23 protein-coding genes are annotated in these 26,649 nt (G+C 44.6%); 7 read left to right on the top strand and 16 right to left on the bottom strand.

Annotated features, from left to right (window positions below):
• The first annotated feature begins 252 nt into the window (after positions 1-252).
• Positions 253-486 (top strand): MmcQ/YjbR family DNA-binding protein, encoded by a 234-nt coding sequence (locus RWY97_RS02975; protein ID WP_315565435.1) that lies wholly within the window; start codon positions 253-255, stop codon positions 484-486.
• A gap of 352 nt (positions 487-838) precedes the next feature.
• Here the strand turns inward: RWY97_RS02975 and RWY97_RS02970 are convergent, their stop codons facing one another.
• Together RWY97_RS02970 and typA are read right to left on the bottom strand one after the other, a co-directional pair.
• Positions 839-1,543 (bottom strand): porin family protein, encoded by a 705-nt coding sequence (locus tag RWY97_RS02970; protein ID WP_315565433.1) that lies wholly within the window; start codon positions 1,541-1,543, stop codon positions 839-841.
• A gap of 120 nt (positions 1,544-1,663) precedes the next feature.
• Positions 1,664-3,472: a translational GTPase TypA gene (gene typA / locus RWY97_RS02965; protein WP_021582943.1), complete on the bottom strand. Its 1,809-nt coding sequence runs from the start codon at positions 3,470-3,472 to the stop codon at positions 1,664-1,666.
• A gap of 193 nt (positions 3,473-3,665) precedes the next feature.
• Here typA and rpsO point away from each other — a divergent pair, with 193 nt between their 5' ends.
• The gene (rpsO, locus tag RWY97_RS02960; protein ID WP_021582939.1) at positions 3,666-3,935 is read left to right on the top strand and encodes a 30S ribosomal protein S15; all 270 of its coding nucleotides are present in this window, start codon (positions 3,666-3,668) and stop codon (positions 3,933-3,935) included.
• A 105-nt stretch (positions 3,936-4,040) separates the two neighbouring features.
• On the opposite strand, the gene RWY97_RS02955 is transcribed toward rpsO, so the two are convergent.
• From RWY97_RS02955 to RWY97_RS02890, 14 genes are all read right to left on the bottom strand, one after another.
• Positions 4,041-5,516, bottom strand: coding sequence for an MBOAT family O-acyltransferase (locus tag RWY97_RS02955; RefSeq protein WP_024991806.1), 1,476 nt, complete (start codon positions 5,514-5,516; stop codon positions 4,041-4,043).
• Complete coding sequence (locus RWY97_RS02950; RefSeq protein ID WP_315565431.1) at positions 5,513-6,904, bottom strand: SGNH/GDSL hydrolase family protein; 1,392 nt, start codon at positions 6,902-6,904, stop codon at positions 5,513-5,515. Before RWY97_RS02950 ends, RWY97_RS02955 begins: the two co-directional genes overlap by 4 nt.
• Positions 6,905-6,908: 4 nt before the next feature.
• Positions 6,909-7,316 (bottom strand): 2-amino-4-hydroxy-6-hydroxymethyldihydropteridine diphosphokinase, encoded by a 408-nt coding sequence (folK, locus tag RWY97_RS02945; RefSeq protein ID WP_021582949.1) that lies wholly within the window; start codon positions 7,314-7,316, stop codon positions 6,909-6,911.
• 9 nt (positions 7,317-7,325) lie between these two features.
• Positions 7,326-8,507, bottom strand: coding sequence for a tRNA preQ1(34) S-adenosylmethionine ribosyltransferase-isomerase QueA (gene queA, locus RWY97_RS02940; RefSeq protein WP_021582928.1), 1,182 nt, complete (start codon positions 8,505-8,507; stop codon positions 7,326-7,328).
• A 13-nt stretch (positions 8,508-8,520) separates the two neighbouring features.
• A complete protein-coding gene (gene truB, locus RWY97_RS02935) occupies positions 8,521-9,222 on the bottom strand; it encodes a tRNA pseudouridine(55) synthase TruB (protein WP_024991804.1) in 702 nt (233 codons plus the stop codon).
• Complete coding sequence (locus tag RWY97_RS02930; RefSeq protein WP_315565428.1) at positions 9,223-10,083, bottom strand: undecaprenyl-diphosphate phosphatase; 861 nt, start codon at positions 10,081-10,083, stop codon at positions 9,223-9,225.
• A complete protein-coding gene (locus RWY97_RS02925; RefSeq protein WP_021582958.1) occupies positions 10,083-10,319 on the bottom strand; it encodes a DUF3098 domain-containing protein in 237 nt (78 codons plus the stop codon). The genes RWY97_RS02930 and RWY97_RS02925 overlap by 1 nt, the downstream gene beginning before the upstream one ends.
• A gap of 72 nt (positions 10,320-10,391) precedes the next feature.
• Positions 10,392-11,273, bottom strand: a complete 882-nt coding sequence (locus RWY97_RS02920; protein ID WP_314739177.1) for a cell division protein FtsX — start codon at positions 11,271-11,273, stop codon at positions 10,392-10,394.
• 479 nt (positions 11,274-11,752) lie between these two features.
• On the bottom strand, positions 11,753-12,535 hold the full coding sequence (gene lpxA / locus RWY97_RS02915) for an acyl-ACP--UDP-N-acetylglucosamine O-acyltransferase (protein ID WP_315565425.1): 783 nt from the start codon (positions 12,533-12,535) through the stop codon (positions 11,753-11,755).
• Positions 12,536-12,643: 108 nt separating this feature from the next.
• Complete coding sequence (locus RWY97_RS02910; RefSeq protein ID WP_315565423.1) at positions 12,644-14,032, bottom strand: efflux transporter outer membrane subunit; 1,389 nt, start codon at positions 14,030-14,032, stop codon at positions 12,644-12,646.
• 9 nt (positions 14,033-14,041) lie between these two features.
• Positions 14,042-17,272 carry an efflux RND transporter permease subunit gene (locus tag RWY97_RS02905; protein ID WP_315565421.1) on the bottom strand — a complete coding sequence of 1,077 codons (3,231 nt, stop codon included), beginning with the start codon at positions 17,270-17,272 and terminating at the stop codon, positions 14,042-14,044.
• Between the two features lie 70 nt (positions 17,273-17,342).
• Complete coding sequence (locus tag RWY97_RS02900; RefSeq protein ID WP_315565420.1) at positions 17,343-18,536, bottom strand: efflux RND transporter periplasmic adaptor subunit; 1,194 nt, start codon at positions 18,534-18,536, stop codon at positions 17,343-17,345.
• A 590-nt stretch (positions 18,537-19,126) separates the two neighbouring features.
• Positions 19,127-20,563 (bottom strand): CCA tRNA nucleotidyltransferase, encoded by a 1,437-nt coding sequence (locus RWY97_RS02895; protein WP_315565449.1) that lies wholly within the window; start codon positions 20,561-20,563, stop codon positions 19,127-19,129.
• A 251-nt stretch (positions 20,564-20,814) separates the two neighbouring features.
• Positions 20,815-21,336: a hypothetical protein gene (locus RWY97_RS02890; RefSeq protein ID WP_315565418.1), complete on the bottom strand. Its 522-nt coding sequence runs from the start codon at positions 21,334-21,336 to the stop codon at positions 20,815-20,817.
• Positions 21,337-21,908: 572 nt separating this feature from the next.
• Here RWY97_RS02890 and RWY97_RS02885 point away from each other — a divergent pair.
• The 5 genes from RWY97_RS02885 (at position 21,909) to folE (ending at position 26,616) form a co-directional block, all read left to right on the top strand.
• The gene (locus RWY97_RS02885) at positions 21,909-22,313 is read left to right on the top strand and encodes a hypothetical protein (RefSeq protein WP_315565416.1); all 405 of its coding nucleotides are present in this window, start codon (positions 21,909-21,911) and stop codon (positions 22,311-22,313) included.
• Between the two features lie 154 nt (positions 22,314-22,467).
• On the top strand, positions 22,468-23,064 hold the full coding sequence (locus RWY97_RS02880; protein ID WP_051305164.1) for a DUF1599 domain-containing protein: 597 nt from the start codon (positions 22,468-22,470) through the stop codon (positions 23,062-23,064).
• A complete protein-coding gene (locus RWY97_RS02875) occupies positions 23,061-25,130 on the top strand; it encodes a BT_3928 family protein (RefSeq protein WP_315565413.1) in 2,070 nt (689 codons plus the stop codon). Before RWY97_RS02880 ends, RWY97_RS02875 begins: the two co-directional genes overlap by 4 nt.
• 102 nt (positions 25,131-25,232) lie before the next feature.
• The gene (locus RWY97_RS02870) at positions 25,233-25,889 is read left to right on the top strand and encodes an SPOR domain-containing protein (protein ID WP_024991792.1); all 657 of its coding nucleotides are present in this window, start codon (positions 25,233-25,235) and stop codon (positions 25,887-25,889) included.
• A 133-nt stretch (positions 25,890-26,022) separates the two neighbouring features.
• Positions 26,023-26,616, top strand: a complete 594-nt coding sequence (folE, locus tag RWY97_RS02865; protein WP_021582944.1) for a GTP cyclohydrolase I FolE — start codon at positions 26,023-26,025, stop codon at positions 26,614-26,616.
• Positions 26,617-26,649: the final 33 nt, after the last annotated feature.

Below are 26,649 nucleotides of genomic sequence, written 5' to 3'. Positions count from 1 at the left end.
TACAAACAAGGTAACTTCTTTATTTTCAGACAGATATATTTTTATAATTATCTTGCAGTGCGATTAACTGTTAGTTGCACGCTGATTAACAGCTAATCGGAGGGCGCCTTATATATAACTGATTATCAGATATATACAAGACGGTATCGGGAAGATAATCCTTGAATAGCTCACAGATAATAAAATCCATTTAGCGAAATGTCTTTCTTCAAAATATTTTTTATCTTTACACAGAATAAATTCGATAGAAATATGAACATAGAAGAACTTAGAGACTATTGCCTTTCATTCGATGGTGTAACCGAAAAGATGCCGTTTCAGCAGTTCAAAGCGGCACAATCCATTTGTGCTTTCTATGTATCGGGACACATCTTCTGCTATTTCGATATCGACAAATTCGATGCTTGTATCATCAAATGCAATACTACACAAATCGATTGTTTGAAAGAGCGTTACGAATCCATCAGCAATCCCTATATAATATGAATCGAAAATACTGGATCAGTATTCACTTCCACGGAGACGTAAACGACCGAATACTGCGCTCACTCATACAAGATTCATACGAGATTGTGAAACAACAGTATAAGAGAAAGATACGATCACTATAAGGACAGACGCTCACTGCCTGTATGAACCGTATATGGTTAATCATCAAACAGATATAAAATGATATTCACTTCTCCCCTTTTCATCAAAGCGAGAGAACTCGATGAGAGCCTACACCAACATTTATCGCTTTTACTTTACCCCCTTTTGTCCTATTGTCTGAAATCTAATCGTATCTCGTTTTACTCTCAATCAAAAAAGTATTAATTGGCAATTACCGACTCTTCACTTACAAACCGAAACGATAACCGACCGTAAACGTGAGGAAACGATTCTTAGAATGCACGGTATTTAACAATTCGCCGGTATGAATTCGGGTGAGACCGAAATTGTAACGGGCATCGAGAATCACATTCATATACTCGTAAGAAAAACCAATGGGAATAGAAAAATCGGTATGACGGAACTTATCTTTCAACGAGTTTCTATGCTCTTCGGTAGCGCCGTATTGCTTCGCTCCGGTTTTATCAGTGGTTATCTCCATCCGCTGAAACTTCTCTTTGGCATCTAACAAAAAACCGATTTGGATGCCGGCCTTGACTGCCAGTCCGGGAAGAATATAATAGTTGGCAGTCAACGGGACGTTCACATAATGCAAGTCGGTATGCCAATCGTGATAACCGGCCGATTTCGGTTGCTTTCCGAACACTTCTATATCGGGAAATCTGCTGCCTTCCGTCGCATAACAGGTACCTAACGCAATGCCGATCTGCTCCGAGACAGTATACTCTATGTCAAGACCTGCAATGAATCCGCCTCTATATCGTGAATCGATTGACGCATTATTACGCCCCGTTGCCGCCTTTGTATCGGTCGTATTGGCAACAGTCCCGCCAAGTCTCGGTATGATTGAAAATCGTCCTGATATTCCTTGGGCATTCACCAAACATACTCCCGACAGGAGTATCAGTATCAAAAGCTGTTTCTTCATCATTAAATAATTATTGACGGGTTGGCAAGTCAACCGACCGACAGGGCCGAATTTCTATTCAGCCGACCATCCGTATTCCTCGTTTTCTTACCAACTCGTTTCTTCATTCACTTATTTTTCTGCTCACTCGTTTCCTTTATTGGCACGCTTCCGTTCAAGATGATCGAGAAGAATCTTACGCATTCGCATACTCTTCGGCGTCACCTCGACATACTCATCGGCTTTGATGTATTCGAGACACTCCTCTAAACTCATCACGGTCTTAGGTATCACGCGAGCTTTCTCGTCGCTTCCCGATGCCCGAACGTTGGTCAGCTGCTTGGCCTTCGTTACGTTAATCACAAGGTCGTTGTCGTGAACGTGCTCACCGACAACCTGCCCTGCATAGACTTCTTCACCCGGATCGATAAAGAATTTACCGCGATCCTGGAGCTTATCGATAGAATAAGCGTAAGCCGTTCCGGTTTCCAAAGCAATCATCGAGCCGTTGACACGACGCGTAATTTCACCTTTATAGGGTTGATATTCTTTGAATCGGTGCGCCATAATAGCCTCACCCTGACTGGCTGTGAGCACATTCGTGCGCAAGCCTATAATACCACGCGAGGGTATGTCGAACTCAATATTCACACGTTCGCCTTGACTTTCCATCGAAATCATCTCTCCTTTGCGACGTGTCACCATATCGATCATCTTGCTCGAAAACTCTTCGGGCACATTGATTGTAAGTTCTTCGATGGGCTCGCAACGTGTACCATCAATCTCTTTATAAATAACCTGTGGTTGACCGACCTGCAATTCATAGCCTTCTCGGCGCATCGTCTCGATCAAAACAGACAGATGGAGCACGCCACGACCGCTGACAATCCAGCTGTCTGTACTGTCTTCAAACGGGCGCACACGCAAAGCGAGATTCTTTTCAAGCTCTTTCTGCAAACGTTCGTTGATGTGCCGGCTCGTGCAGAACTTGCCTTCCTTGCCGAAAAACGGTGAGTCGTTGATCGTGAAGAGCATACTCATCGTGGGTTCATCGATTGCAATGGGTGGCAACGGCTCCGGATTGTCGAAGTCGCAGATAGTATCACCGATCTCAAAACGCTCTAATCCGATGACGGCACAGATATCTCCGCTGGCAACTTGCTCTGTTTTGGAGTGTCCCATACCTTCAAACGTATGCAGTTCTTTGATTTTTGTCTTCTCCATTGACCCGTCTCGATGGCAGATAGTGACGTTCGTCCCGTCGCACAAAGTGCCTCGATGTACGCGCCCTACGGCTATCCGGCCCGTGTAACTCGAATAATCCAGACTCGTAATAAGCATTTGCGGGGTTCCCTCAATGTGTTTCGGAGCGGGAATTACTTCGATAATCTTATCGAGAAGATAGTCTATATTGTCCGTAGGTGATTTCCAATCTTCGGCCATCCAACCGTTTTTCGCCGAGCCATAGACTACCGGAAAGTCAAGTTGATCTTCTGTTGCGTTCAGTGAAAACATCAAGTCGAACACCATTTCATATACTTCCTCGGGCCGACAGTTAGGTTTGTCTACCTTATTAACTACTACCAACGGTTTCAAACCTATTTGCAAGGCTTTCTGCAACACGAAACGGGTCTGCGGCATAGGCCCTTCAAAGGCATCGACAAGCAAAATACACCCGTCGGCCATATTGAGAACGCGCTCTACTTCACCACCGAAGTCAGAGTGTCCCGGAGTATCTATGATGTTGATTTTAGTGCCTTTCCAATTGATTGAGACGTTTTTGGAAAGAATGGTAATGCCTCGTTCGCGTTCCAAATCGTTCGAATCCAATATCTGTCCGCTGTTATCCTGTCCGTCACGGAAGAGTTTTCCGGCGAGCATCATCTTATCCACAAGTGTCGTCTTACCGTGATCGACGTGGGCGATGATTGCAATATTCCTGATGTCTTGCATTTTAATACCTTAAAAAAATTACGATGCAAAAGTACGAAAATTAATTCACAACGCACCGTTGATGGTCCACAATTCATAGACTAATATGTTAAAAACAAGCAAATTATGAATTACGAATTACGAATTATGAATTAAATGTATTAACTTTGCACTCGCATTTTCGCAAAATAATAATTAATAACAACAAAGCTCTATGTATTTAGACAAGGCAAAAAAACAAGAGATCTTTGGAAATTACGGAAAGTCTAACTCTGATACTGGGTCAGCTGAGAGCCAGATAGCATTGTTCTCATACCGTATTTCCCACTTGACGGAACACCTCAAGCGAAACCATAAAGATCATACTACCGCCCGTTCGTTGACGAAATTGGTAGGAAAACGCCGCGCTTTACTTGATTACTTGTACGATCGCGATATCAATCGCTACCGTGCTATTATCAAAGCTCTTGGACTTCGCAAGTAATGCGCATTTGCTGAAAGCAATTGAAACCGCCGCAATCACGCTAAGTGACTGTGGCGGTTTTTGTTGAATTACTGTCGAAATACCTTATATTATAAGAGGTAATTATCAGAATTGGAAATAGATGAAGGGTTGAATATCACTGCTCTTGATCTGGATGACAATATAAATAACGGCTGTGATAATAGCAGCATCAACCAAGATGTTGCCGCGTCGAAGTAAAGTGATGATCGATTCCTGCCAACTGTCGGGCAAATAGTGGGTTAAATACCCGAAGAGTATCAGTGCAAAGACGTATTTATAACCAACAATTACCTGCGGAAAAAGTTCTGCGTGGAAGTCAATAAAGATGTGACGAATCATCAACCAAGATGCTTCGAAAGTGCCGTTACGGAAGAATATCCACGTGAGACACACAAAATTGAATGTCAGAAAGATAGCAATCCACTTGCGAAAGCCCGTACTTTGATACGCGCGATTGTGATGAAGAATATCCGTTCGCAAGTATTTGTGTACAGCTAAAGCCACTCCATGCATTCCGCCCCACGCCACAAAGCTGAGACTTGCACCGTGCCACAGACCACCCAAAAGCATCGTCAACAAGAGATTCACATATTGACGAACCTTTCCCTTGCGGTTACCGCCGAGCGAAATGTAAATATAATCGCGTATCCAAGTAGACAAAGAGATGTGCCAACGACGCCAAAAGTCGGTGATGCTCGTGCTCCGATATGGTGCATTGAAATTGATTGGGAAGTGGAATCCCAATAATAACGCGATGCCGATAGCCATATCACTGTAACCGCTGAAGTCGCAATAGATCTGCATTGCATAACCATACACACCGAGAAGATTCTCTAATCCTGAATAGAGTGACGGATTATCGAAGATTCGGTCGACAAAATTGAGACTGATATAGTCGCTGATAACAGCTTTTTTAAACAATCCGATAGCAATGAAATAAACGCCGCGGGCGAACATCTCACGGCTAATGACAAGCGGACGACGTATCTGCGGCGCAAAGTCACAGGCTCGAACAATGGGTCCGGCGACCAATTGCGGAAAGAAAGATACGTAGAACGCGTAATCGAGCAGTGACGGAAGTGGTTTTAAATTGCCGCGATAGACATCGATGGTGTAGCTTAAACTTTGGAAAGTAAAGAAGCTAATGCCCACGGGTAGAAATATATCCCAGGGTTGGAAATTATTACCCAACATCCTATCGACCATTCCCACAAAGAAGTTTGTGTATTTGAAATACCCTAACAGACCTAAATCAATAAGCAGACTCAGGCAAACAAGACGCCGACTGAGCGTTCGATTCTCTCGGTTTGCATTAATAGAGCGAGCTATAAGATAGTCGCTCACCGTAACTACAGCCAAGAGAAAGAAATAGAATCCACTGCTTTTATAATAGAAATAATAAGAAAACGCCGTCACGAAAAGCAATCTTGCCGTGAGTTTACGCTGCAACAACATATAAACGAACGTGAAACCGAGAAACAACACGAGGAAAAGCCCACTCGAAAAAATCATCGGTTCGCGCGGATTATACATCAGTTGAGTCAGAATTTTATCTATCATTGCTTTTCGAGAGTTATCCTTCGCTTATAGTTTTCAAGTCCCGCGGTGAACGAAGAGAATACTTTTTGTGCCACATAAGCTCCACCTCCGTAGCTTAAATGGGCATAATCTTTATTAGCCATACGCTTGTCTACAAGGCGTTTCATACTTCCTGCGCCGCCCATTGCCTGATAAAGATTCAAAAACGAGACCTTAGTCGTGGCGGCCATCTGCTGTTGAAAGGCCGTGAGATGTTCCACTTCTTTCAACGTACGGATGCCATCGGCCGACCGACCATCGCGATCCGACACACTCATAACTAATATACTGGCCTGCGGAAAAGCTTCGCGCAGGTGACCGATAGCCTTTCCCATATTCTTCGTATACAGCTTCATCACACTGTCAGGATTGCCATGCACAGCCACATTAAGGCCGAATCCCACAATAATCAAGTCGTAAGATCTGAGCCGAGCAAAGTCTTTCAGCGTGCCAATCGGAATATTTCGCAGTGTCAGCCCATTCGATCCGCGCGTGCTCAGATTATCGAGTATCACCCCACGATTCGATTCCAACGAGGCGCCGAACAAGTAAGTGCCGACTCCTATATCGTTAAACCGATAGCGAATACTGTTCGTTGGGTTGCGAAAGACCGTTTCTTGCACGCCGTTTAACGGTTGAACACACTGCGATTGATGGTTACTTGCATCGCCGGTAACAGTTACTTTCAAGCCACCTGACGTACGAAGGAAAAGCCGGGCAACGTCCCAACGAGTGGATTTGGATTTATATCGCGTGCCCGTTGCTGTCATCATGGCTCCTTCCGAGGGAATGAAATAGCGTTCATTAATGCCTTGTCGTGTTCGATCGAACGGCTTTTTCACCACCGAATAAGCGGTAAGCCCACTACTCTTTTGCGTTACCGTGCGACGAACTACACCCGACATCATCGCGCAATCAATCCATCCTACACCGCTTCCACCGAACTTTTGCTGAAACATCTCGCGCAAATCGCATGTCAAAATATCGCCTTCGATGAACGAATCACCGAAATACGCAATACGAACAGGCTTATTCAGTTTGCCGACAGCAGTCAATGCCTGATAGAAATGGTCCATTCCGCCGGCGGATCCGCCTGAATAATCAATGATAGGAGTTACTCCTTTGGGCCAAATCTCTTTAAATTCCACACGCTTTCCGTGTACCTTAGCCGTCAAAACAGGCTTAGGCGGAGCCGGACGAGGAACAACTTCCACACCTGTCTCATTGAGTTTATAAGGCGAAATATCACTGAGCAGGTTGACTTTGCGTAATTCCGTGCCTCCTATTGATAAAGAAGGCAGAGCGTGCATCAGCAAAAGAATCGACACAATAATACCTACCAGCGCAAAAGTTCTGACTGACTGATTCATTCGTTTACTTCAAAATCTCCTGCAACGGACGCATCACGAAATCACGTTCGTGCATCAATGGATGCGGGATATGCAAGTCGGGCTCATCTACTTCGATATTATCATAAAGCAGAATATCAATGTCTATGACACGATCGTGATATTGACGTTCTGTCGATTTACGCGTTCGTCCCATCTCGCGTTCGATGTGTTGCGTTGTCTCTAACACATTGCGTGGACTCAACGAGGTACTGACTCGCACAGCAGCATTGATAAAATTGTGTGTCGAAGTAAATCCCCACGGCTTCGTTTCTATCAGAGACGACTCGCGTTCAACGGTCCCCACTTCTTCGCCAATACGTCTCACAGCCTCCTGAATGGCCTTTTCCCGATCACCGAGATTGGTTCCCAAAGCTAAATATACAGTGTGCATCAACGTCAATCAATCATCGACGATCAAGAGTGCATCGCCATAACAACCAAAGAGATAACCGTTTTCAACAGCCAACTCATAAGCTTTCATCACCAAGTCATATCCACCGAAAGCCGCGGTAGACATCAACAGCGTCGATAAAGGATGATAAAAATTGGCAATCATAGCATCGGCAATGTTGAAATCATATGGTGGAAAGATGAAGCGATTGGTCCATCCGTCATACTCTTTCAATAGCCCGTCGGTGCCGGCAGCCGTTTCTGTGGCTTTAATCACGCTCGTTCCGACAGCACAGATACGATGACCAGCCTCCTTGGTACGGTTTACTGTGTTGCAGGCTTCAGCCGAAATGATCATCTGTTCAGAGTCCATCTTATGCTTAGTAAGGTCTTCCACTTCGATGCCATGGAAGTTTCCGAGCCCACAATGCAATGTAATGTAAGCGAAGTTGATACCCTTTATCTCCATCCTTTTCATCATTTCGCGACTGAAATGCAGTCCAGATGCAGGCGCAGTAACCGCTCCTTCGTTCTTGGCGTATATCGTTTGGAAGTCATCTAAGTCTTCCTTGGTCGCAGGTCGGTCGGGATTACCATCCGCATCTTTGTGATCAATGATATAATGAGGCAACGGAGCTTCGCCCAAAGCAAACAATTCACGTTTGAACTCATCGTGAGGGCAGTCGTAAAGAAACCTTAACGTGCGTCCGCGACTCGTGGTATTGTCTATCACTTCAGCCACCATCGTACCGCTGTCATCGAAAAACAGCTTGTTGCCTATGCGTATCTTGCGGGCCGGTTCGACAAGAACGTCCCAAAGTCTCATCTCTGCATTGAGCTCGCGTAACAGGAAAACCTCGATCTTTGCATCTGTTTTCTCCTTCATTCCATATAGTCTTGCGGGGAAGACTTTGGTATCATTGAACACGAAAGTATCGTTTTCGTCGAAATAATCGAGTACATTTCGGAAATCCAAAAACTCGCCTTCGATGGGCTTTCCTTTCTTATCTTTCTTATACATATCGATGGTTTGCGACTTCCGATGCAGTACCATCAAGCGGCATTCATCCCTACGCGTAACACGAAACAAACCTTCCGAACCGTCATCATTCGTTACCGAGTGAATGATACTATGCGGATAGAGTGCGATTTGCTCCTCGGGTAGTTTGAATTTAAATTGTGATAGCTTCATTATTTATTCTCCTTTACTGTTCAATGTTTTGTCGGTCGAGCCATTCCTGAAAACGATCGTAGTCGATACACTGCGTCAATCGTACGTCGCCTACGCGTGTACGGCACAGCGAAGTAAGGTAAGCACCACTGCCGAGAGCCCGTCCGATGTCGCGTGCTAAAGCCCGAATATAAGTCCCTTTGCCGCAAACCACACGGATACTCATCCGCATCGACATCCGATCAAAGGCAGTCAGCTCGATCTCATCAATCTGCAAAGTTTTCGGTTTAAGTTCAACCTTCTTACCTTTACGCCTTAAATCATAGGCGCGATCACCGTTTATCTTGCACGCACTGTACGAAGGTGGCACCTGTTCGATGATTCCAACAAACTGTTTGAGTGTTTCTTCGATTAACTCTCGCGTAATATGATTTGTCGGGAAAACAGCATTTACAGGATGTTCCATATCATAGCTCGCCGTAGTTGCGCCCAATTGAAGAGTCGCAATATATTCTTTTGTGTGTCGTTGCAGGCTTTCTATCTGCTTCGTTGCACGTCCGGTACACAAAATCAAGACACCTGTAGCCAAGGGATCGAGCGTTCCTGCATGTCCCGTTTTCACCCGTTTGACACCCAACTTCTGCGAAATCAAATAGCGAATATGGGCCAAGGCCCCAAAACTTGACAGTCGATAGGGCTTATTAATATAGATAATTTCTCCTTCGTTGAAATTCATTTAGTCTACCATTACTAATGAGTGTCCCAATAAAAGCCATACAATGATGAATCCGCCGACAATAATCCGATAAACACCGAACGCTCTGAAACCATACTTGGTGAGGAAAGCCACAAAACCTTTGATGGCCAGCAGTGCCACGAAAAAGGCGACAACACTACCCAAAAGTAATGTTCCGAGATGATCGACAAATACGCCCGTATCACCGGTTTCGTGCATCCGGAGCACCATTTTCAGCACATCGAGACACGTTGCGGCAAACATCGTGGGTACGGCAAGGAAAAACGAGAACTCAGCTGCATCTTTTCGGGTGAGCTTCTGGGCCATTCCGCCAACAATGGTAGCCATTGAGCGAGATACGCCCGGTATCATTGCGATACACTGAAAGAGTCCGATGTACAATGCTCGGCGCGTTGTCAACATCGTGTTTTCACGGCCTTTGTCGAACAATCGGTCGCAAAAGAGCATAAAAACACCACCTAATACCAGCATCACTGCAACCACCATCACCGATCCCAAGAGTCTGTCGATAACGCTATTGAGCAGTCCACCAATAACCATTGCAGGTAGAAAAGCTACGAGGAGTTTGTAATAGAAATTCCATTTGCGCAGAAATCGCTGCACATTCGATGCTCTTTCTGGTGCCGGACTGTGGTCGAGTCGGAAGAAACGACGCCAATACAGCACCACAACCGACAGTATGGCACCGAACTGAATGATAACAGTGAACGCCTTGACAAACTCATCGCTGGGGATACCCAACAAGCTTTGCGTGATTATCATATGCCCGGTCGACGACACGGGAAGAAACTCTGTCAATCCTTCTACAATTGCCAGAATAATCGTTTGCAATACAGTCATTAGTTGTTCAATTCGTCTTTGGGTTTACGAATGATAGCATAAATCATCGAAACAAAACCGACAAGGCAAATAATCGGGGCCACTTTGATACGCCGTACACTGAAAATAGCCGGGTCGAAGTGCGTGTCCGTAGAGTTGCCTCCACTCATCAGGATGAATCCAATGATAACTATCAGCATCCCGACAGCTAACAACAGGAAGTTGATTCGATCAAAAGCAAAGTTTCTTTTATCCATAATTAATCGTTTATCTGTGCGAGAAGTTAAGATAATATACTTAATTCCCCGACTCCTTTAACTCCTTAACTCCTATATATTATATAACTCTCCGGCCTTCATTCGCAAGAACTTATTGACCGAAATATAGGCACACAATGCCGTGAGAACAATTCCGAACAAAATCACCGAGGCACCTGTGACAGCCATTATCTCCCAAGTGACGATACCGAGAACGTCTGGTTCATAATTGAAAAGTGCACAGACGCAACCGGCTAACACGGCATCGGCCAGCAAAGCAGCCAAAATGCCCGATAGAACTGCCCTCCGAACGAATGGGCCTCGTATAAATCCCCACGACGCACCGACCAATTTCATCGTGTGAATAGAGAATCTTCGAGCGTAGATTCCTAATCGAATGGTGTTATTGATGAGTGTAAACGAAACGAAAGTGAGCAGCATTGCCAAAACGAGCCACACGAAACCGATCTTCGTCAGATTCTGATTCACTTTCTCGATCAAGTCTTTCTGATAAGTGATTTCACTCACTTTGGGATACTTTTTCAGTTCGGCAGAAACCCACCTCAATGAATCGGTATTGGCATAATCGGATTTCAGCGTGAGTTCTATCGACGGAGGAAAAGGGTTTACGCCGTTAGTGAACTCCGAGGGGTCCGTTCCCATCTCACGAGTTGCTTCTTTCAGCGACTGTTCTTTACTGATATACGTGATATTTTTGATGTAAGGACGCATGTGGAGCGACGTCACTAACTTGTGTGCTTCGGGTTTGGTCATATCCTGTTCGAGCATCATCGTGACTACAAGATTTTCTTTCACATAAGACGAAAGATTTCTACCCGTCAGCACGGAAAACACTACCAACCCTAATAGAATCAGTACCAAAGCGGTGCTGATGCATAAAGTTACAGCCTGCAAACCGTGTCGGCTGCCGGCTTTATTACGCTTTTTTCTCATTCTCAAAGCTACTATTACACCAAGTTCGATGCAAAGTAACGAAAAAAAATATGATTTAAAGACGGATTAACTACAATTAACTTGAAAATAACACATCATTGATCGCTTTGCGAAAAGCATCTGATCGCCTTTCGAAAAGCCGTTAAACGCCGTGCAAGTAACGGTAGAATGCACGGTGATTAATGGCTAATCACAAAGTCGAATCTATCTGTTTGATAATCAAAGGGATATAAATTAATCTCAACAACTTTATTTGTTGTATTTTATAAGAATATTAAACATATTTTAAAGAACATCTTATCAAACGTGGGAAATCACAGAGAGTCCTACGCAAGGAGCTTAACGCAATGCCACGATCACGGTCTTGCAGCATTTATTCTGCACGCGGTATCACATCAATTGCAAATCGGTCGATACAAAAGAAGGGCCAGCCTCACGGACAACCCTTCTGCAAATATAGTAAGATATAGAGGTATGAGCTACATCTTACTAATAATACCTTTCTTTGTTTGATTGATAAAGTCGACGATATTACGGATTTCCAGACTGTCGGGTACTTGTTCGTTGATCTGGATAATGGCGTCGAACACGCTGGTCTGACCGTGGAATACCAATCTGTAAGCATTCGCGATGTGCTTCTGTACTTTATCGGAGATACCGTCTTCGGTCATCATCACAGTATTCGGTCCGCTGTAAGCAACAGGATATCCACCTGCAACAATATACGGCGGGACATCTTTCGAAAGCGTAACTCCGGCTTGAATAGCAGCCCGGCAACCCACACGCGTACCCGCTTTTTCTACAACATTACTGGAAAAAATGGCTCCGTCGCCAATCTCACAGTCGCCGGCAATCTTGGTTCCGTAACCGAAGATGCAGCCGTTACCTATTTTCGTATCGTGCGAGATGTGTGCACCCTCCATCAGAAAATTGTCGTTTCCGATGACGGTTTGCCCTCCTGCGTGGGTCGCACGATTGATAACGACATTCTCGCGGATGATATTATTGTCGCCGATAATCAGTTCGGTCTTCTCTCCGGTGAAATCGAAGTCTTGTGGAAGAGCGCCGATCACTGATCCTTGATGTATTTTGTTGTGAGCGCCGAGCCGCGAACCATTCAGTATCGAGACAAAAGGAAAGATGATACAATTGTCTCCGATCTCCACATCTGCCTCTATATACACGAAAGGAAATATCTTGCAGTTGTCTCCGATCTTCGCTTTGGGGGAGATTTCTGCCTTTGGACTTATGTCGTTTGCCATATTTTCAGTTTTTAAGTTTATGAGTTTTAGAGTCTGTGACTTATGCAGTTGTTATGTTTATGAACTCAATTTCGACTATCGATTATTCGTTCTCAACAATCAACTCGATTACTTCGCGCCACCTCCTAACGCCTGATAAAGATTCACAACAGCCTGCATCTTGTTGAAATCATCCGTCACTTTCGAAAGCTCTGCATTGAGAAGATTCTGCTGTGCGGTAATAACTTCAAGATAAGTACTGTTCGATTGATTGAGCAATTGTTTCGTATCCTCTACGTTTTGTTTAAGAGTAGCGATGCGTTTAGCCTCCAATCGACTCTTTTCTTCGGCCGAGTTATATACCACGAGAGCATTGCTCACCTCGCTTCCAGCACTCAGAATGGCATTCTTCCATTTGTTATAAGCCTGCTCATACTGTGCTTTGGCCACTTTAAGTCCTGCAACTATCTGTCCGTGTTGGAATATCGGCTGCACCAAACTGCCCACAGCTGAGAGCAGCCATTTACCCGGATTGACGATGCCAATACCTAAGCTGTTGGTGAATGTGCCCGAACCGGAGATCGTTAAGTTAGGATAGAATTTACTGCGAGCTGTCTCCACATTGTAGAAACATTGTGCCAAAGACATCTCGGCATAGTGAATGTCGGGACGATTGTTGAGCATTCGGAGTCCAATACCTATCGAGAGACTCGTAGGAAGCGATTGATCTTCAAGTTTTCCACGCGCAATGGTCTGCACAGGTTGTGCCAACAGTAGCGAAAGAGAGTTCTCGGTCTCGCGGATTTGTCGTTGGAGATCTACCCGCTGAGTCTGAACAGAATAGTAATTGGCCTCTGCGCTCTGCACACCTGTCGACCGAACGCGCCCCAAATCCTTCTGAACTTTCATCAACTCCCACGTATCTTTTGTGAGGTTCTCCATATCTGTGACAATTGCCAACTGTCGGTCGAGCATCAAAAGGGTGTAATACATATTGGCAATGCTACTGATCACATTAGTCTTGACAACCAACTGATAATCCCGTGTGCCCAAAAGCGCCATCTGAGAACTACGCTTTTGCGAGAGCAGATTGCCGAAAAGGTCAATCGACCAGCTTGCAGCAACGGGCAACTGGTAAGTCTTCATAGCTTTATTTCCATCCCAAGAGCTAATTGTTCCTTGTGGAGAGAATGTAAAAGAAGGAACGAATGCCAGTCTCGCTGCTTTGAGTTGGGCTTCTGCCATCTTCACATTGAGAGCAGCATTCAGCAGATCCGTATTGTTAACCAGCCCTCTTTCAATAAGCGCTTGTAACTGAGAATCGGTGAAAACCGTGCGCCACGGCATATCACCGAAGCTCGAAGTATCGGCCACAGCCAGTGTATCGGTATCCGAAACAGCGTCGCGCACTAATCCGCGTGTATTGATATCGGGTCGCTCATACCTACCGTAGAGGCTCTTACAACCTGTGAATGCCACTGCCGCAAGCCCCATAATGATTATATTTTTAATCTTCATAACCTTATCTTATTCATCCATTTTATATTCGATCGGTTTGCGCTTGAACGGTTGTAACTCACGAGCCACTTCAGGGTTCTCCTCATCTTCAAAGACAATCGGCTTGATTCGTTCTTGCAAGTGCTCGAAGATCACAAAGAGAGTAGGTACAATCATAATCTGGCAAAACATTCCGATGAGCATTCCTCCAATAGCAGCCGCACCCAAAGTCATATTTCCGTTGTAACCGACACCTGTCGGAACCAACATCGGTGATAGCCCGATGATCATCGCCAAAGATGTCATCAGGATCGGACGAAGTCGTGCTCCGGCTCCCAAAATGGCCGACCAAGACACTGCCATACCTGTACGCCGCCGTTCAAGAGCGAACTCTACGATCAAGATTGCATTCTTGGCAAGTAATCCGATGAGCATAATCAGTGCGATTTGCATATAAATGTCATTGTTTCTACCGAAGAGTTGCGTAAAGAGGAACGCCCCGGCGAGTCCGAACGGAATAGAAAGAATGACGGAAAGCGGCAACAAATAGCTCTCGTATTGCGCACTCAGAATGAGGTAAACAAATGTGAGGCAAAGCGCAAAAATCATCATTGTCGAGTTGCTCGACTCCTGTTCGGATCGCGTCAAACCTGAAAAATCATAGGTATAACCTTGTGGCAGTGTCGTCTTTGCAACCTCGGCCATTGCTTGAATGGCATCACCCGTAGAATAACCGTCGGCTGCACTGGCATTTACATTAATGGAAGTGAATAGGTTGAAACGATTGATGGCTTGCGGACCAAATACCTTTTTCAGCGTCACATACTCATTGATAGGTGCCATTCCGGCATTGGTGCGCACGTAAATATTATTCAAACTCTTGATATCCGTGCGTGCACTGGGCGCAGCTTGAATGTAAACACGGTACAGTTTACCGTAAGCATTGAAGTTAGAAGCATAAAGTCCGCCGAAATAACCTTGCATTGTGGAGAGCACTACACTTGGAGCAATTCCGCTCTGCTTGCATTTCGCCACGTCGACATCCATCATATACTGCGGATAATTAGAGTTGTACGTGGTCATCGCATTGCTAATCTCGGGTCGTTTGTTCAACTCTTCCAGGAAGTTTTGCGTAATCTTGAAGAACTTATCCACATCACCGCCGGTGCGATCCTGCATTGAAAAGGTCAAACCATTGGTCAAAGAGTAACCCATTACCATAGGAGGCTGGAAGGCTAAAACCTGTGCTCCCTTGATAGCTGCAGTCTGTTTATAGATCATTCCGAGTACCATCATCGAACCCTCGTTATGCACGCCGATATACTTCAACGGTCCTTCATCTTTGTTTCGTTCCTCAAACGGTTTGAGTTTCAGAACAAATGTACCTTGATTGGAGCCTTGTCCGGCAATGAAGTTATAACCGGTGATTCGCGTACGACCGTCGATGGCCGGGTTGGTAGCTAACATCGCGTCTACCTGATCCATTACCTGACTCGTCTTTTCGAGACTGGTTCCAGGCGGAGTAGATACCATTACGAAGAGCGTTCCGGTGTCTTCGTCGGGTACAAGACCCGTTTTCGTGTTCATTGCAGTGATTCCCAGCACCACAATACCTATCAACACAGCTACACTTGCAATGATCGGACGCTCTACAATACGCCGAACACCCACCTTATATTTATTCAACACCTTATCATATGTGGCATTGAAGCTCGTGTGAAAACGGTCGATCATCGACATTTTACGCTTACTTCCATCTTCGTTTTTCGGTTTCAGCAAGATGGCACATAATGCCGGAGAAAGCGTCAAAGCGTTAACAGCCGAGATAACAATGGCTATAGCCATCGTGATACCAAACTCTTTGTAGAACGTTCCGGATGTTCCGCCAAGGAAAGAGACAGGAATGAACACCGCAGACATCACCAATGTAATGGAGATAATGGCTCCGGAAATCTCACTCATTGCGTCAATAGACGCCGTTTTAGCCGACTTATAGCCAAGATCCAACTTCGCGTGAACAGCCTCGACGACCACAATCGCATCGTCGACAACAATGGCTATGGCCAGCACTAACGCCGCAAGAGTCAGCAAATTGAGTGAGAACCCGAATACATAGAGGAAAAAGAATGTACCGACAAGCGATACAGGCACCGCGATTAATGGTATAAGCGTTGACCGGAAGTCTTGTAAGAAGATGTAAACAACAATGAACACGAGTACGAAAGCCTCGACCAGCGTCTTGACAAGGTCTTCGATAGAGGCATAGAGAAACTCGGTCACATCCTGCATCGCCTTGAATTCCAGTCCCGGCGGCAGTGTTTTCTCCTGCTCGATCAATACTTTTTTAATGTCGTTCACCACTTGTGTAGCATTAGAACCTGCCGTTTGGCTCACCATCATCATTACCGACGGCTTGCCATTAAGACTCTGTCGCACCGCATAATACAATGCGCCCATCTCCACTCGGGCTACATCTTTCACCCGAATAGTCTGACCATTGTTGTCAGTAGATATGATCATATTGCCAAACTCTCCCGGAGTCCGAAGCCTTCCTTTATATTTGATGGCGTATTCATATTGATTTTGGCTTTGCTCTCCGAACTTTCCGGGAGCAGCTTCGATATTTTGCTGTGCGAGAACACCTGCAATATCCGATGGAATCAAGTTGTGTTGTTTCATCTTTGCAGGGTCAAGCCATAGACGCATCGTATACGTTTTGGCTCCCATCGACTCGCAACTACCCACACCATTAACGCGTTTAATAGCCGGGACCACATTGATATCCGCATAATTGGAAAGGAATTGCTCGTCATATCGCGTGCTATCGCCTACCAGAGCAAACAAAAGCACAGTAGAGTTTTGGCGCTTTTCCACACTCACACCACCTTGCGTAACTTCGGCCGGCAGCAAAGAACTGGCTTGGGTAACACGGTTTTGTACATTGACTTGCGCCATATCGGCGTTCATTCCTTGTTTAAAGTATACCGTTATACTACCCGAGCCCTCGTTTGTAGCCGAAGATGTCATATAGGTCATACCTTCCACGCCATTGATTTGCTCTTCGAGCGGAGCCACAACCGAGTTTAACACGGTCTGCGCATTAGCTCCCGGATAGTAGGCACGCACCATAATGGTCGGTGGGGCAATGTTCGGATACTCCTCGATAGGCAGCGACACCAACCCGATAAGCCCCAGAATGACGATTAAAATAGATATAACCGTCGACAAAACAGGGCGATTGATGAAATTATCAAGTTTCATTTGTGTATATTTTAGTTATCATCAGCCTGCACACTCAGCATCTACTGCTATGCTGCCAGACCGTTTCGCCTTATTTTCCGAAATCTTTTTTCAGCTTGTTCAAGTCACTTTGATCAGCGCCCATTTGCGCCGTCTTTTTCAATTTCTCGGCATATTGTGCCTCTGTAAGTGGTTTAATTGCCATTCCGTCGGTCAGAGACGACGTGCCCTTAACCACAAAACGGTCACCTACTTTCAGTCCGGCGGTAATCACATAGTTCACTCCGTCATCGTTGGGGTCCACTTTTACCTCGGTATATTTCACTTTTCCGTTGTTGTCGACCACATAAACGAAATAGCGATCCTGTACTTGCAACACAGCCTCTTGCGGCACAACAATGGCGCCATTACTGGTATACGGTACGATAATCGAACCGGACGAACCACTCTTCAACAAGTGCTTAGGATTGTCAAAACGCGCAATCATCGAAGTAGAACCCGTCGACAGATTGATTACTCCGCTCATTTTAACCACCTTCCCAGGATGATCGTAAAGGCTTCCATCAGCCAATTGCAGCTTTACCGATGGCATCCGGCCGATTGCCGCACTTGCACTTCCGTCTGTTTTGGTCATAGCTAAAATATCTTTTTCAGTCATCGAGAAATACACTTCCACTGCACTTGTATTAGAAACGGTGGTCAGTGCGTCGGGACTCGATGCACTGACGAGGGCGCCCACTTTGTAAGGCAGACTCCCGATAACGCCACTCGTCGGACTCTTAACATAGCAAAAGTCCAACGTTTCCTTGGCAGAAGCCAGCATAGCCTGTGCTTGTGCCAAAGAGGCTTTGGCACTCTCATAGGTGTTTTGAGCCGATTGCAGTTCGTATTGACCGATGACTTTATTCTTAAACAACTGCTGACTGTTGTCGTAAGTTAGCTTAGCCGTACCCAGTTGTGCCTTTGCCGTGCTCACCGCAGCCGCCGCTTGGCGTACTGATGCCTGGTAAGTCGCATTATCAATTACGAATAATAGTTGCCCCGCATTGACACGCTGACCTTCGCAGACACATATTTTCGTGATAAAGCCAGATATTTTCGGCCGGATCTCTACATCCTGCACACCCTTAATCGTAGCCGGATACGTAGTCTGCGAAGCAGCATCCTGTGCCTCGATCGTACGCACCGGATATTCGTTATCACTTAAATCCATACCTCCTTTATTACCGCACGACATCATCAGAGCAGCCAAGGCACTAATCAGAAACGATCTGTTTTGTTTCATACCTTATATATTATATACATAAAAATTATCTACTTCGCTTGTATTACAATCTTAATGCTCCACAAAGGAAACCCAAAATAAATTACAAGTTTTCACCTACAAAGGTACGAATAATCTTTACACGTTGTTCTGATAAGCACCTCCTTTTAACAATAATTATTGGAATAAAAAACGGAAAGACAATCAAGTAGCAGGATGGAAAGATTCACATAGAAGCACATCAAAACAAAATCACATTCTTGCGAATCATTGGCAATACAACATATAACCCTTGTCAACACGACACTTATTACCTTTTGTCTTCTTGACAAGAATCTCGTTGCCTCTCATTACATACTTTCATAAAACACAGCCAATGCATTCCCTAAAACAGGACTGTATCTTACTGAAAATCAAACACATAGAAATGGGCGTGCAATTAACCGTTAATCACCATGCAATTAACGGTTAATCGCACGCCGTTTAACGACTTTTCGCAGTGTGATTAACGGTAAATGAAAAATGAAAAAGCGAAAAGACAGAAAGGTAAAAAGAAAATTCTGCTGTTCAAGTATTCTTTTCACTTTTCCGCCTTTTCGCTCTTTCACCATTCATCGGTCGGCATTAATGAGCCCTATCTGTTTTGCTTTCTTCATCAACAGCTCCATCAACGGCCCCCGTTCATTAGGCACTCGATTGTCAAGAACAGCCTCTTTGAGCGCTTGCTTCAATAATCCCACCTCACGACAAGGAGGCAAACAAAACATCTCCATAATCTCATTTCCATCAATGCAAGGTTGAAGCAAACGCTTATAGTCACGTTCTTTGAGATCGACTAACTTACCGCGAACAATGCGGAAATTATCAAGAAAACGCTGTTTTCGCACTTGACTTTTGCTCGTTATATCGGCTTCGCACAGCGTCATCAGATCATCGATGTCATCGCCTGCATCGTTCATCAGTCTGCGCACGGCACTATCGGTCACCACATCATCAGCAATCACGATGGGACGCATATGCAAATCCACCAGCTTTTGCACATATTTCATCTTCGAGTCCATCGGAAACTTCAACCGCCTGAAAATCTCCGGCACCATCTTCGCACCCAAATAGTTGTGATTATGAAATGTCCATCCCGCCGCATTATCCCATCTTTTGCTTTTCGGTTTGCCTATATCGTGAAACAAAGCAGCCCAACGCAACCACAGATTATCCGTTTTCCGACTGATGTTATCCACCACTTCAAGCGTATGATAGAAGTTATTTTTATGCGATTTTCCGTTTCGTGTCTCCACGATATCTAATCTAACGAATTCCGGCAAGATAATGGAGAGGAGTCCGCAACGGTATAAATCGTAGAAGCCTCGACTGGGTTGATCGGTCATCATTATTTTATTGAGTTCATCGGCAATACGTTCGCCGCTGACGATTCGGATGCGTTCGACATTGCGTTCAAGTGCATCGAAAGTTTCATCCTCGATAAAGAAACGCAACTGAGCAGCAAAACGCACACATCGGAGCATACGCAGCGGGTCGTCATTGAAAGTGATATCGGGGTCGAGCGGCGTCCGGATAATGCCGTCTTCCATATCAGCTAGCCCGTCAAAAGGGTCAACCAACTCTCCGAACCGGTCTTTATTTAAGCATACAGCCAATGCATTGATAGTGAAATCTCGACGGTTTTGGTCGTCCTCCAATGTTCCGTCTTCCACGATCGGCTTGCGAGAATCGTGACTATAACTTTCTTTTCGTGCACCGACAAACTCCACTTCGGTATCTTTATATTTCACTTGTGCCGTACCAAAATTGCGAAACACGGAGATATGGGCACGCTTCCCGAGTCGCTGTTTCAGCACATCGGCCACCTGAATACCGCTTCCTACCACCACAACATCAATATCGCCGGAGTTGCGTTCAAGAAAAAGGTCGCGTACATAGCCACCGACGACATAACAATCCAGGCCCAATGAGTCGGCCGCTTCAGATATTTGATGGAATATGTCTTTATCGAGTAGCTTTGCCAAATCGGCATCTGTGAGATTTCTCATCATCTTTTTATTTGCCTGCAAAATTACGACAAATCGGTCGAAAAGCAAAATATACCTTGCAGATTACCTCTTTTATTTTCACAAATGAGTGCCAGGAATACTCCCATTCTGCTTTTCTCCAATTCTTTCCAATTATCTGAAACACCGGAAAGAATCGAAAAGATACATTCCTTTACAGGAAAACTTTATTCATAAGTGGCTTCAATATATCTTCATACAAGATTTTTCTGTCGATGACGGGACGCACCTCATTACCCACAATTTGGAATGATGAGATAATGCAGATGACGTAAACACTGCCGTTTATAAAAGTATGGAACTACATACAAGGGCGCTTTGCATTCGACTATCATAAAATATTCCCTGTTAAAGGTATTGATGTTCCACCCCGTCTCGGCAGACTTCAAGGCAACAATGGTTATTACATCTTTCTGAATACTGTCTTTAAGCACCCATACATCTTTTGTCGCAATCGAAATGGAATGGTTCAGCCATTTGGTATTCATACCTTTCACCACGGCACTGATAAGCCATAGATTAGCTTTGTTTTTGTGCACGCCGGTAAAAGTCTTGCCTGTCCATCGCAGTGTATAAGTGTTCTCAACGGATATAACACGGTAAGTTGGCGTATTTCGGTATCCCATGGAATCCACCAGCTGATTTTCATACATATATTGCCGTGTCATATCTTTTGCTGGCGACGGTGCTGTTTGCGCTTTGCAATTGCAAAGCATACAAGTCAGACATACGAAATATAATGCAAATCTCTTCATATTGCTTTTATATCTTGAGCTTAAACTGATTTGACATTGGGGTAACGTTAGGTTTGGAAGCTACCTCAATCTCTATATATAACTTTCCTGCCTTTATCAATCTGAAAATGATTTCATCACTCGGCAAATATCCTCCTATTCCTGATACGGTCTTAATGTCCTCCTTGAAGTCGGAGAAGTTTCCAATAATCTCAATGCACCCGGCGCTTCCCCATCCGCTATCCTGCAAAGTAGGTGGTCCGCTGTGAATAAGAAAACTATTCTGGATTTGTATTGCACCTTTATGAGGGGAGAGACTGTTTCTTGACCTGTAATTCTAATAAATACATCGTTTCCCATAAAGACATTGACTTTTTATCACGATTTTGTCGTAAAAGTAGCATTCCTTGTGTGTGTGTTACAAGACTTTTGGAATCCACCACCGCGACAAAAGTAATTAAGAAATTCTAAACTTGCAAGAAAAAGAGAATAATTTAATTGTGGAAAGCCTTTTATATGAATGGAAGAATTACGTTAATCTTCCCGTTTCTTTCGATTTTTCCACCGATTTATTGTAGATTTGTCCCCTGATTATGAAGAAACTTGTAATGATTTTCACCGTGGCGCTGTGTATAGCGTGCGGTCAGACTGATGAAGAACGGGCGGCAGAAGCTATCGCCCGCATCGAGACCCTATATTATAATAAGGAGTATCGACAAGCTCTCGATTCGATTAAAACTCTCCGCAAGCGCTATCCCAAGGCTATCAACGCGCGCAAAAAGGCACTGGAATTCTGGCAGAAAGCGTCATTGAAAATAACGCAAAACGACATAGCCCACACCGATTCAGCACTACAAGCGGTACAACGGCAGATTGCCCAATATGGCAACCGTGTCTATCCGGCTGCCCTGCGAATAAAACACGATTCGCTACAAATACGCTACGACGTGCTATGCAGCACGGTGCGCGTGATTCATAAACGACAAAAGGAACATTGAGAATTAAAAATTAAGAATTGAGAATCGGCTGTCAGGACCCGCCTTAATACTCATCTGCATTTTATATATTTACGAAACAGAGATCGCATTAATTAATTCTCAATTTTCAATTATCAAATGACTCAAATCATTTAATTTGGTTGTCTCAAATGAAATGCGTAAATTTGCACACAGATTTCAGACTTTTATGGTAGATAATTCGTTGAAAACGGAAGACCAATTCACCACAGTGATGGGCGAATGTCGTGCTCTTTTTGAAAAGAAATTGCACGACTACGGTGCATCGTGGCGTATTCTGAGACCTTCGTCACTGACAGATCAACTTTTCATCAAGGCCAAGCGCATTCGTTCTTTGGAGTTGAAAAAGGAGGCAATGGTAGATGAAGGTATTCGCCCGGAGTTCATTGCGCTGATCAACTACGGTATTGTGGGGCTGATTCAATTGGCAAAAGGCTTCACCGATGAGGTGGATATTAATCCCGACGAGGCACTGACACTCTATGATCGGTACGCAAACGAAGCATTGAAACTGATGCTTCGGAAGAACCACGACTATGATGAGGCATGGCGAGCAATGCGTGTCAGCAGTTATACGGACTTTATTTTGACCAAACTCCAACGTATAAAAGAATTGGAAGACATCAACGGTGAGGCCCTTGTTTCAGAGGGAATCGACGCCAACTATATGGACATTGTCAACTATGCAACATTCGGTGCCATCAAATTGAAAGAGCAGGAACAAGAAGTGTGAACGTCAAGCGCATTATAGTAAACTTGTGCCGACTGATCATTGCAGTAACATTCATCTTCGCGGGGTATGTCAAAGCAATCGATCCCTTAGGTACACAATATAAGATTCAGGACTATCTCACAGCCTTGAACCTGCGCAGTTACATCCCCGACTGGGTAACTTTGGGTACTTCGGTGGGTTTATCGGCGGTTGAGTTCACATTAGGTATCTTGATGTTGTTCGCAATCCGACGTCGACTTACATCTCGGCTAATTGCGGTTCTGATGTCAGTGATGACACTTATCACCGTTTGGCTGGTCGCAGCCGACCCTGTAAAAGACTGCGGATGTTTCGGAGAAATCATCGTGCTGACCAATACCGAGTCGTTGATTAAAAATATTGGACTGTTGATTTGTGCCATTACAGTGGCCGTCTGGCCGTTAAGAATGGTGCGATTCATCTCTCAAAGCAACCAATGGATCATCATCAACTACACGATTATCTTTATTTTGATGTCCGCCGGATACAGCCTTTACAAGCTACCGCAGTTCGATTTCCGGCCTTACCGCATCGGGGTGAATATCAAAGCTGGAATGAAGATACCTCCAGGAGCCCCGAAACCGAAGTTTGAAACAACCTTTCTGATGCGCAAGAATGGTGTAGAGAAAGTATTTACATTGGCCGATTACCCCGACTCTACGTGGCAATTTGTTGATAGTAAGACAGTACAGACCGAAGCGGGATATGTTCCGCCAATTCACGATTTCACTATTGAGCGCCTCAGTGACGGTCAAGATATTACCAATGAAGTGCTTTCCGATTCAGGATATACTTTCCTGCTCATTGCACCTCATTTAGAACAAGCCGACGACAGCAATTTCGGAGCCATCGATCAAGTATACGAATATGCGCAAGAAGAGCATATCCCATTCTATTGCTTGACGGCAAGCACGCAGAAAGCAATTACCAAATGGGAAGACATTACAGGCGCTGAATACCCCTTTTGTACAGCAGACGAAACAACATTAAAGACAATCATCAGAAGTAATCCGGGCTTGGTATTACTCAAAAACGGTACGATTATTCGCAAATGGAGCCACAATGATCTGCCTAAAAGCGATGAATTGAATGCTCCTTTACAGCAGTTAGACATTGGGAAAATACCTACCGACAGCGTCCCCAGTAAGATATTGAGAATCCTTTTATGGTTTGCGCTACCGCTGTTCTTACTTACTGTAGCCGACCGGATGTGGGCTTGGACTCGCTGGTTGAAACAAAAAGAAGATTCAAACAAAATATATCAACGTTTAAAAAGAAAAAAGAAAATGAGAAAGAAAATTGTAGCAGGTAACTGGAAGATGAATTTAAACCTTCAAGAAGGTGTGGCTTTGGCCAAAGAATTGAATGCAGCCTTGACAGCAGAAAAGCCTAACTGCGGCGTGATCATCTGCACACCGTTTATTCATTTGGCTTCTGTGGCTGACGTTTTGAACCAAGATGTTATCGATTTGGGTGCAGAAAACTGCGCCGATAAGGAGAAAGGAGCTTTTACCGGAGAGGTTTCGGCAGAGATGGTAAAGAGTACCGGTGCCCAATATGTCATTCTTGGTCACTCGGAACGCCGTCAATACTACAATGATACACCCGAGACCCTGAAAGAAAAAGTACTTCTGGCTTTGAAAAACGACCTCAAAGTGATCTTCTGTATCGGTGAAACCTTAGAAGAACGTGAAGCTAACAAGCAGAATGAAGTATGCAAGGCAGAACTCGAAGGCAGTGTATTCAATCTGTCAGCAGAGGAATTTAAGAATATAATCATTGCTTACGAACCTATCTGGGCCATAGGAACCGGTAAGACTGCAACGGCAGATCAGGCCGAGGAAATCCACGCTTTCGTGCGTTCAGTCATTGCAGAAAAATACGGAAAAGAGGTTGCCGAAGAGACTACCATTCTTTATGGCGGCAGCTGCAAAGCAAGCAATGCACCAGAATTGTTCTCCAAACCTGATATCGATGGTGGTTTGATAGGTGGTGCCTCACTGAAAGCAGCCGACTTCAAAGGAATTATCGACGCTTGGAAGAAATAATCACTTACGGTTGAGGGCGTATCGGTTTAAGGTTTGACAAGCAAATCTTGCCACCTTAAACCATTCGCCTGAGACAGCTCACATAAACTGAATCCGGATAAAATGAAACAATTCGTCACTACACTGATGATCGCACTGTGCTCCACGGTATGCGTTCAGGCACAGACTTTCATTGAACACATCCAGCGGAAGGACAAAGGACAGGGCACCATGACCGTTAACCAGAGCAAGGAAATCGACGAATTGGTTAACGGTAAACCACAAACCAAACAACCAGTCAAGGCGACACTTGTAAAAGACAAATCTATCCCGGTTAAAGAGAAAGTCGCAGCCAATAAATCGGCATCCCCCATCAAACCACAGCATCACAATCCTGACTCAATCAAAAAAGAGGAATCCGTTAAACTCGAAACGACAACAAAGAAAGAAAATAAAGACGATGACGAGTTTGATATTCCCGTCGTAGATATGCGGAAAAAAGTGATGCGTAGCAGTTACAAGGTTGACGGCTACCGGGTTCAGGCATTCGCAGGGGGAAATTCACGGGCGGATAAAACTCGGGCTCAGCAGATTGGCAATGCTATTAAAATGAGATTTCCCGACCAACCCGTTTATGTTCACTTCTATTCACCGCGTTGGATCTGTCGCGTAGGTAACTATCGAAGTTACGAAGAAGCCAGTAGAATGTTGCTGCAAATACAAAAAATGGGCTATAAATCGTCCATCGTGGTACGAGGAAAAATAACGGTGCAAGAGTGACGGTGAGTTAGTATTTGAGTTTACGAGTTCTTAAATTTATAAGTTTTCACCCACTGTAACTTAAAACTTACTAAATTCAAAACATTAAAACTCATAAACTTAGAAACTCACTTACAAACTTAAAAACTCAGAAATGAATACAGAAACAGAATGGAGAGACGGCCTTGATGAACTTGCTTCGCATTACGAGCGCGTATTAGAATTGCTTGGAGAAGATCCTGAACGCGACGGATTACAGAAAACTCCGATACGAGTAGCCAAGGCTATGCAGGTTTTAACGCGCGGATATACACAAGACCCGCATAAGGTTCTGACCGATGCACTCTTTGAAGAGAAGTATAACCAAATGGTGATAGTCAAAGACATCGACTTCTTTTCGATGTGCGAACATCATCTCCTACCCTTTTATGGCAAAGCCCACGTTGCCTATATCCCAAACGGTTACATCACCGGATTAAGCAAAATAGCGCGAGTTGTCGATATTTTCAGCCATCGGCTGCAAGTGCAAGAGCGTCTCACACAACAGATTAAAGACTGTATCGAGAATACATTGCACCCCTTGGGCGTGATGGTCGTCATCGAAGCCAAACATATGTGTATGCAGATGCGCGGTGTAGAAAAACAGAACGCCATCACGACAACCAGCGATTTCAGCGGTGCTTTCAATCAAGCAAAGACCCGCGAAGAATTTATGAATTTGTTGAGAGGTGAATCTAAAAAGATATAAAAAAAGTACTATATCTCGTGCAAGATTTCGATA

It is taken from the genome of Hoylesella pleuritidis, from assembly GCF_963541955.1.
Classification (GTDB): Bacteria; Bacteroidota; Bacteroidia; order Bacteroidales; family Bacteroidaceae; genus Prevotella; species Prevotella pleuritidis.
Note: the sequence above shows the minus strand (reverse complement) of the source record. Positions and strands in the feature narration are given on the sequence as shown.

What these genes read in the sequence shown, in the direction of transcription:
- RWY97_RS02975 (WP_315565435.1), top strand. Translation starts at nt 253, where the DNA reads ATGAACATAGAAGAACTTAGAGACTATTGCCTTTCATTCGATGGTGTA.
- RWY97_RS02970 (WP_315565433.1), bottom strand. Translation starts at nt 1,543, where the DNA reads ATGATGAAGAAACAGCTTTTGATACTGATACTCCTGTCGGGAGTATGT.
- typA (WP_021582943.1), bottom strand. Translation starts at nt 3,472, where the DNA reads ATGCAAGACATCAGGAATATTGCAATCATCGCCCACGTCGATCACGGT.
- rpsO (WP_021582939.1), top strand. Translation starts at nt 3,666, where the DNA reads ATGTATTTAGACAAGGCAAAAAAACAAGAGATCTTTGGAAATTACGGA.
- RWY97_RS02955 (WP_024991806.1), bottom strand. Translation starts at nt 5,516, where the DNA reads ATGATAGATAAAATTCTGACTCAACTGATGTATAATCCGCGCGAACCG.
- RWY97_RS02950 (WP_315565431.1), bottom strand. Translation starts at nt 6,904, where the DNA reads ATGAATCAGTCAGTCAGAACTTTTGCGCTGGTAGGTATTATTGTGTCG.
- folK (WP_021582949.1), bottom strand. Translation starts at nt 7,316, where the DNA reads ATGCACACTGTATATTTAGCTTTGGGAACCAATCTCGGTGATCGGGAA.
- queA (WP_021582928.1), bottom strand. Translation starts at nt 8,507, where the DNA reads ATGAAGCTATCACAATTTAAATTCAAACTACCCGAGGAGCAAATCGCA.
- truB (WP_024991804.1), bottom strand. Translation starts at nt 9,222, where the DNA reads ATGAATTTCAACGAAGGAGAAATTATCTATATTAATAAGCCCTATCGA.
- RWY97_RS02930 (WP_315565428.1), bottom strand. Translation starts at nt 10,083, where the DNA reads ATGACTGTATTGCAAACGATTATTCTGGCAATTGTAGAAGGATTGACA.
- RWY97_RS02925 (WP_021582958.1), bottom strand. Translation starts at nt 10,319, where the DNA reads ATGGATAAAAGAAACTTTGCTTTTGATCGAATCAACTTCCTGTTGTTA.
- RWY97_RS02920 (WP_314739177.1), bottom strand. Translation starts at nt 11,273, where the DNA reads ATGAGAAAAAAGCGTAATAAAGCCGGCAGCCGACACGGTTTGCAGGCT.
- lpxA (WP_315565425.1), bottom strand. Translation starts at nt 12,535, where the DNA reads ATGGCAAACGACATAAGTCCAAAGGCAGAAATCTCCCCCAAAGCGAAG.
- RWY97_RS02910 (WP_315565423.1), bottom strand. Translation starts at nt 14,032, where the DNA reads ATGAAGATTAAAAATATAATCATTATGGGGCTTGCGGCAGTGGCATTC.
- RWY97_RS02905 (WP_315565421.1), bottom strand. Translation starts at nt 17,272, where the DNA reads ATGAAACTTGATAATTTCATCAATCGCCCTGTTTTGTCGACGGTTATA.
- RWY97_RS02900 (WP_315565420.1), bottom strand. Translation starts at nt 18,536, where the DNA reads ATGAAACAAAACAGATCGTTTCTGATTAGTGCCTTGGCTGCTCTGATG.
- RWY97_RS02895 (WP_315565449.1), bottom strand. Translation starts at nt 20,563, where the DNA reads ATGAGAAATCTCACAGATGCCGATTTGGCAAAGCTACTCGATAAAGAC.
- RWY97_RS02890 (WP_315565418.1), bottom strand. Translation starts at nt 21,336, where the DNA reads ATGAAGAGATTTGCATTATATTTCGTATGTCTGACTTGTATGCTTTGC.
- RWY97_RS02885 (WP_315565416.1), top strand. Translation starts at nt 21,909, where the DNA reads ATGAAGAAACTTGTAATGATTTTCACCGTGGCGCTGTGTATAGCGTGC.
- RWY97_RS02880 (WP_051305164.1), top strand. Translation starts at nt 22,468, where the DNA reads ATGCGTAAATTTGCACACAGATTTCAGACTTTTATGGTAGATAATTCG.
- RWY97_RS02870 (WP_024991792.1), top strand. Translation starts at nt 25,233, where the DNA reads ATGAAACAATTCGTCACTACACTGATGATCGCACTGTGCTCCACGGTA.
- folE (WP_021582944.1), top strand. Translation starts at nt 26,023, where the DNA reads ATGAATACAGAAACAGAATGGAGAGACGGCCTTGATGAACTTGCTTCG.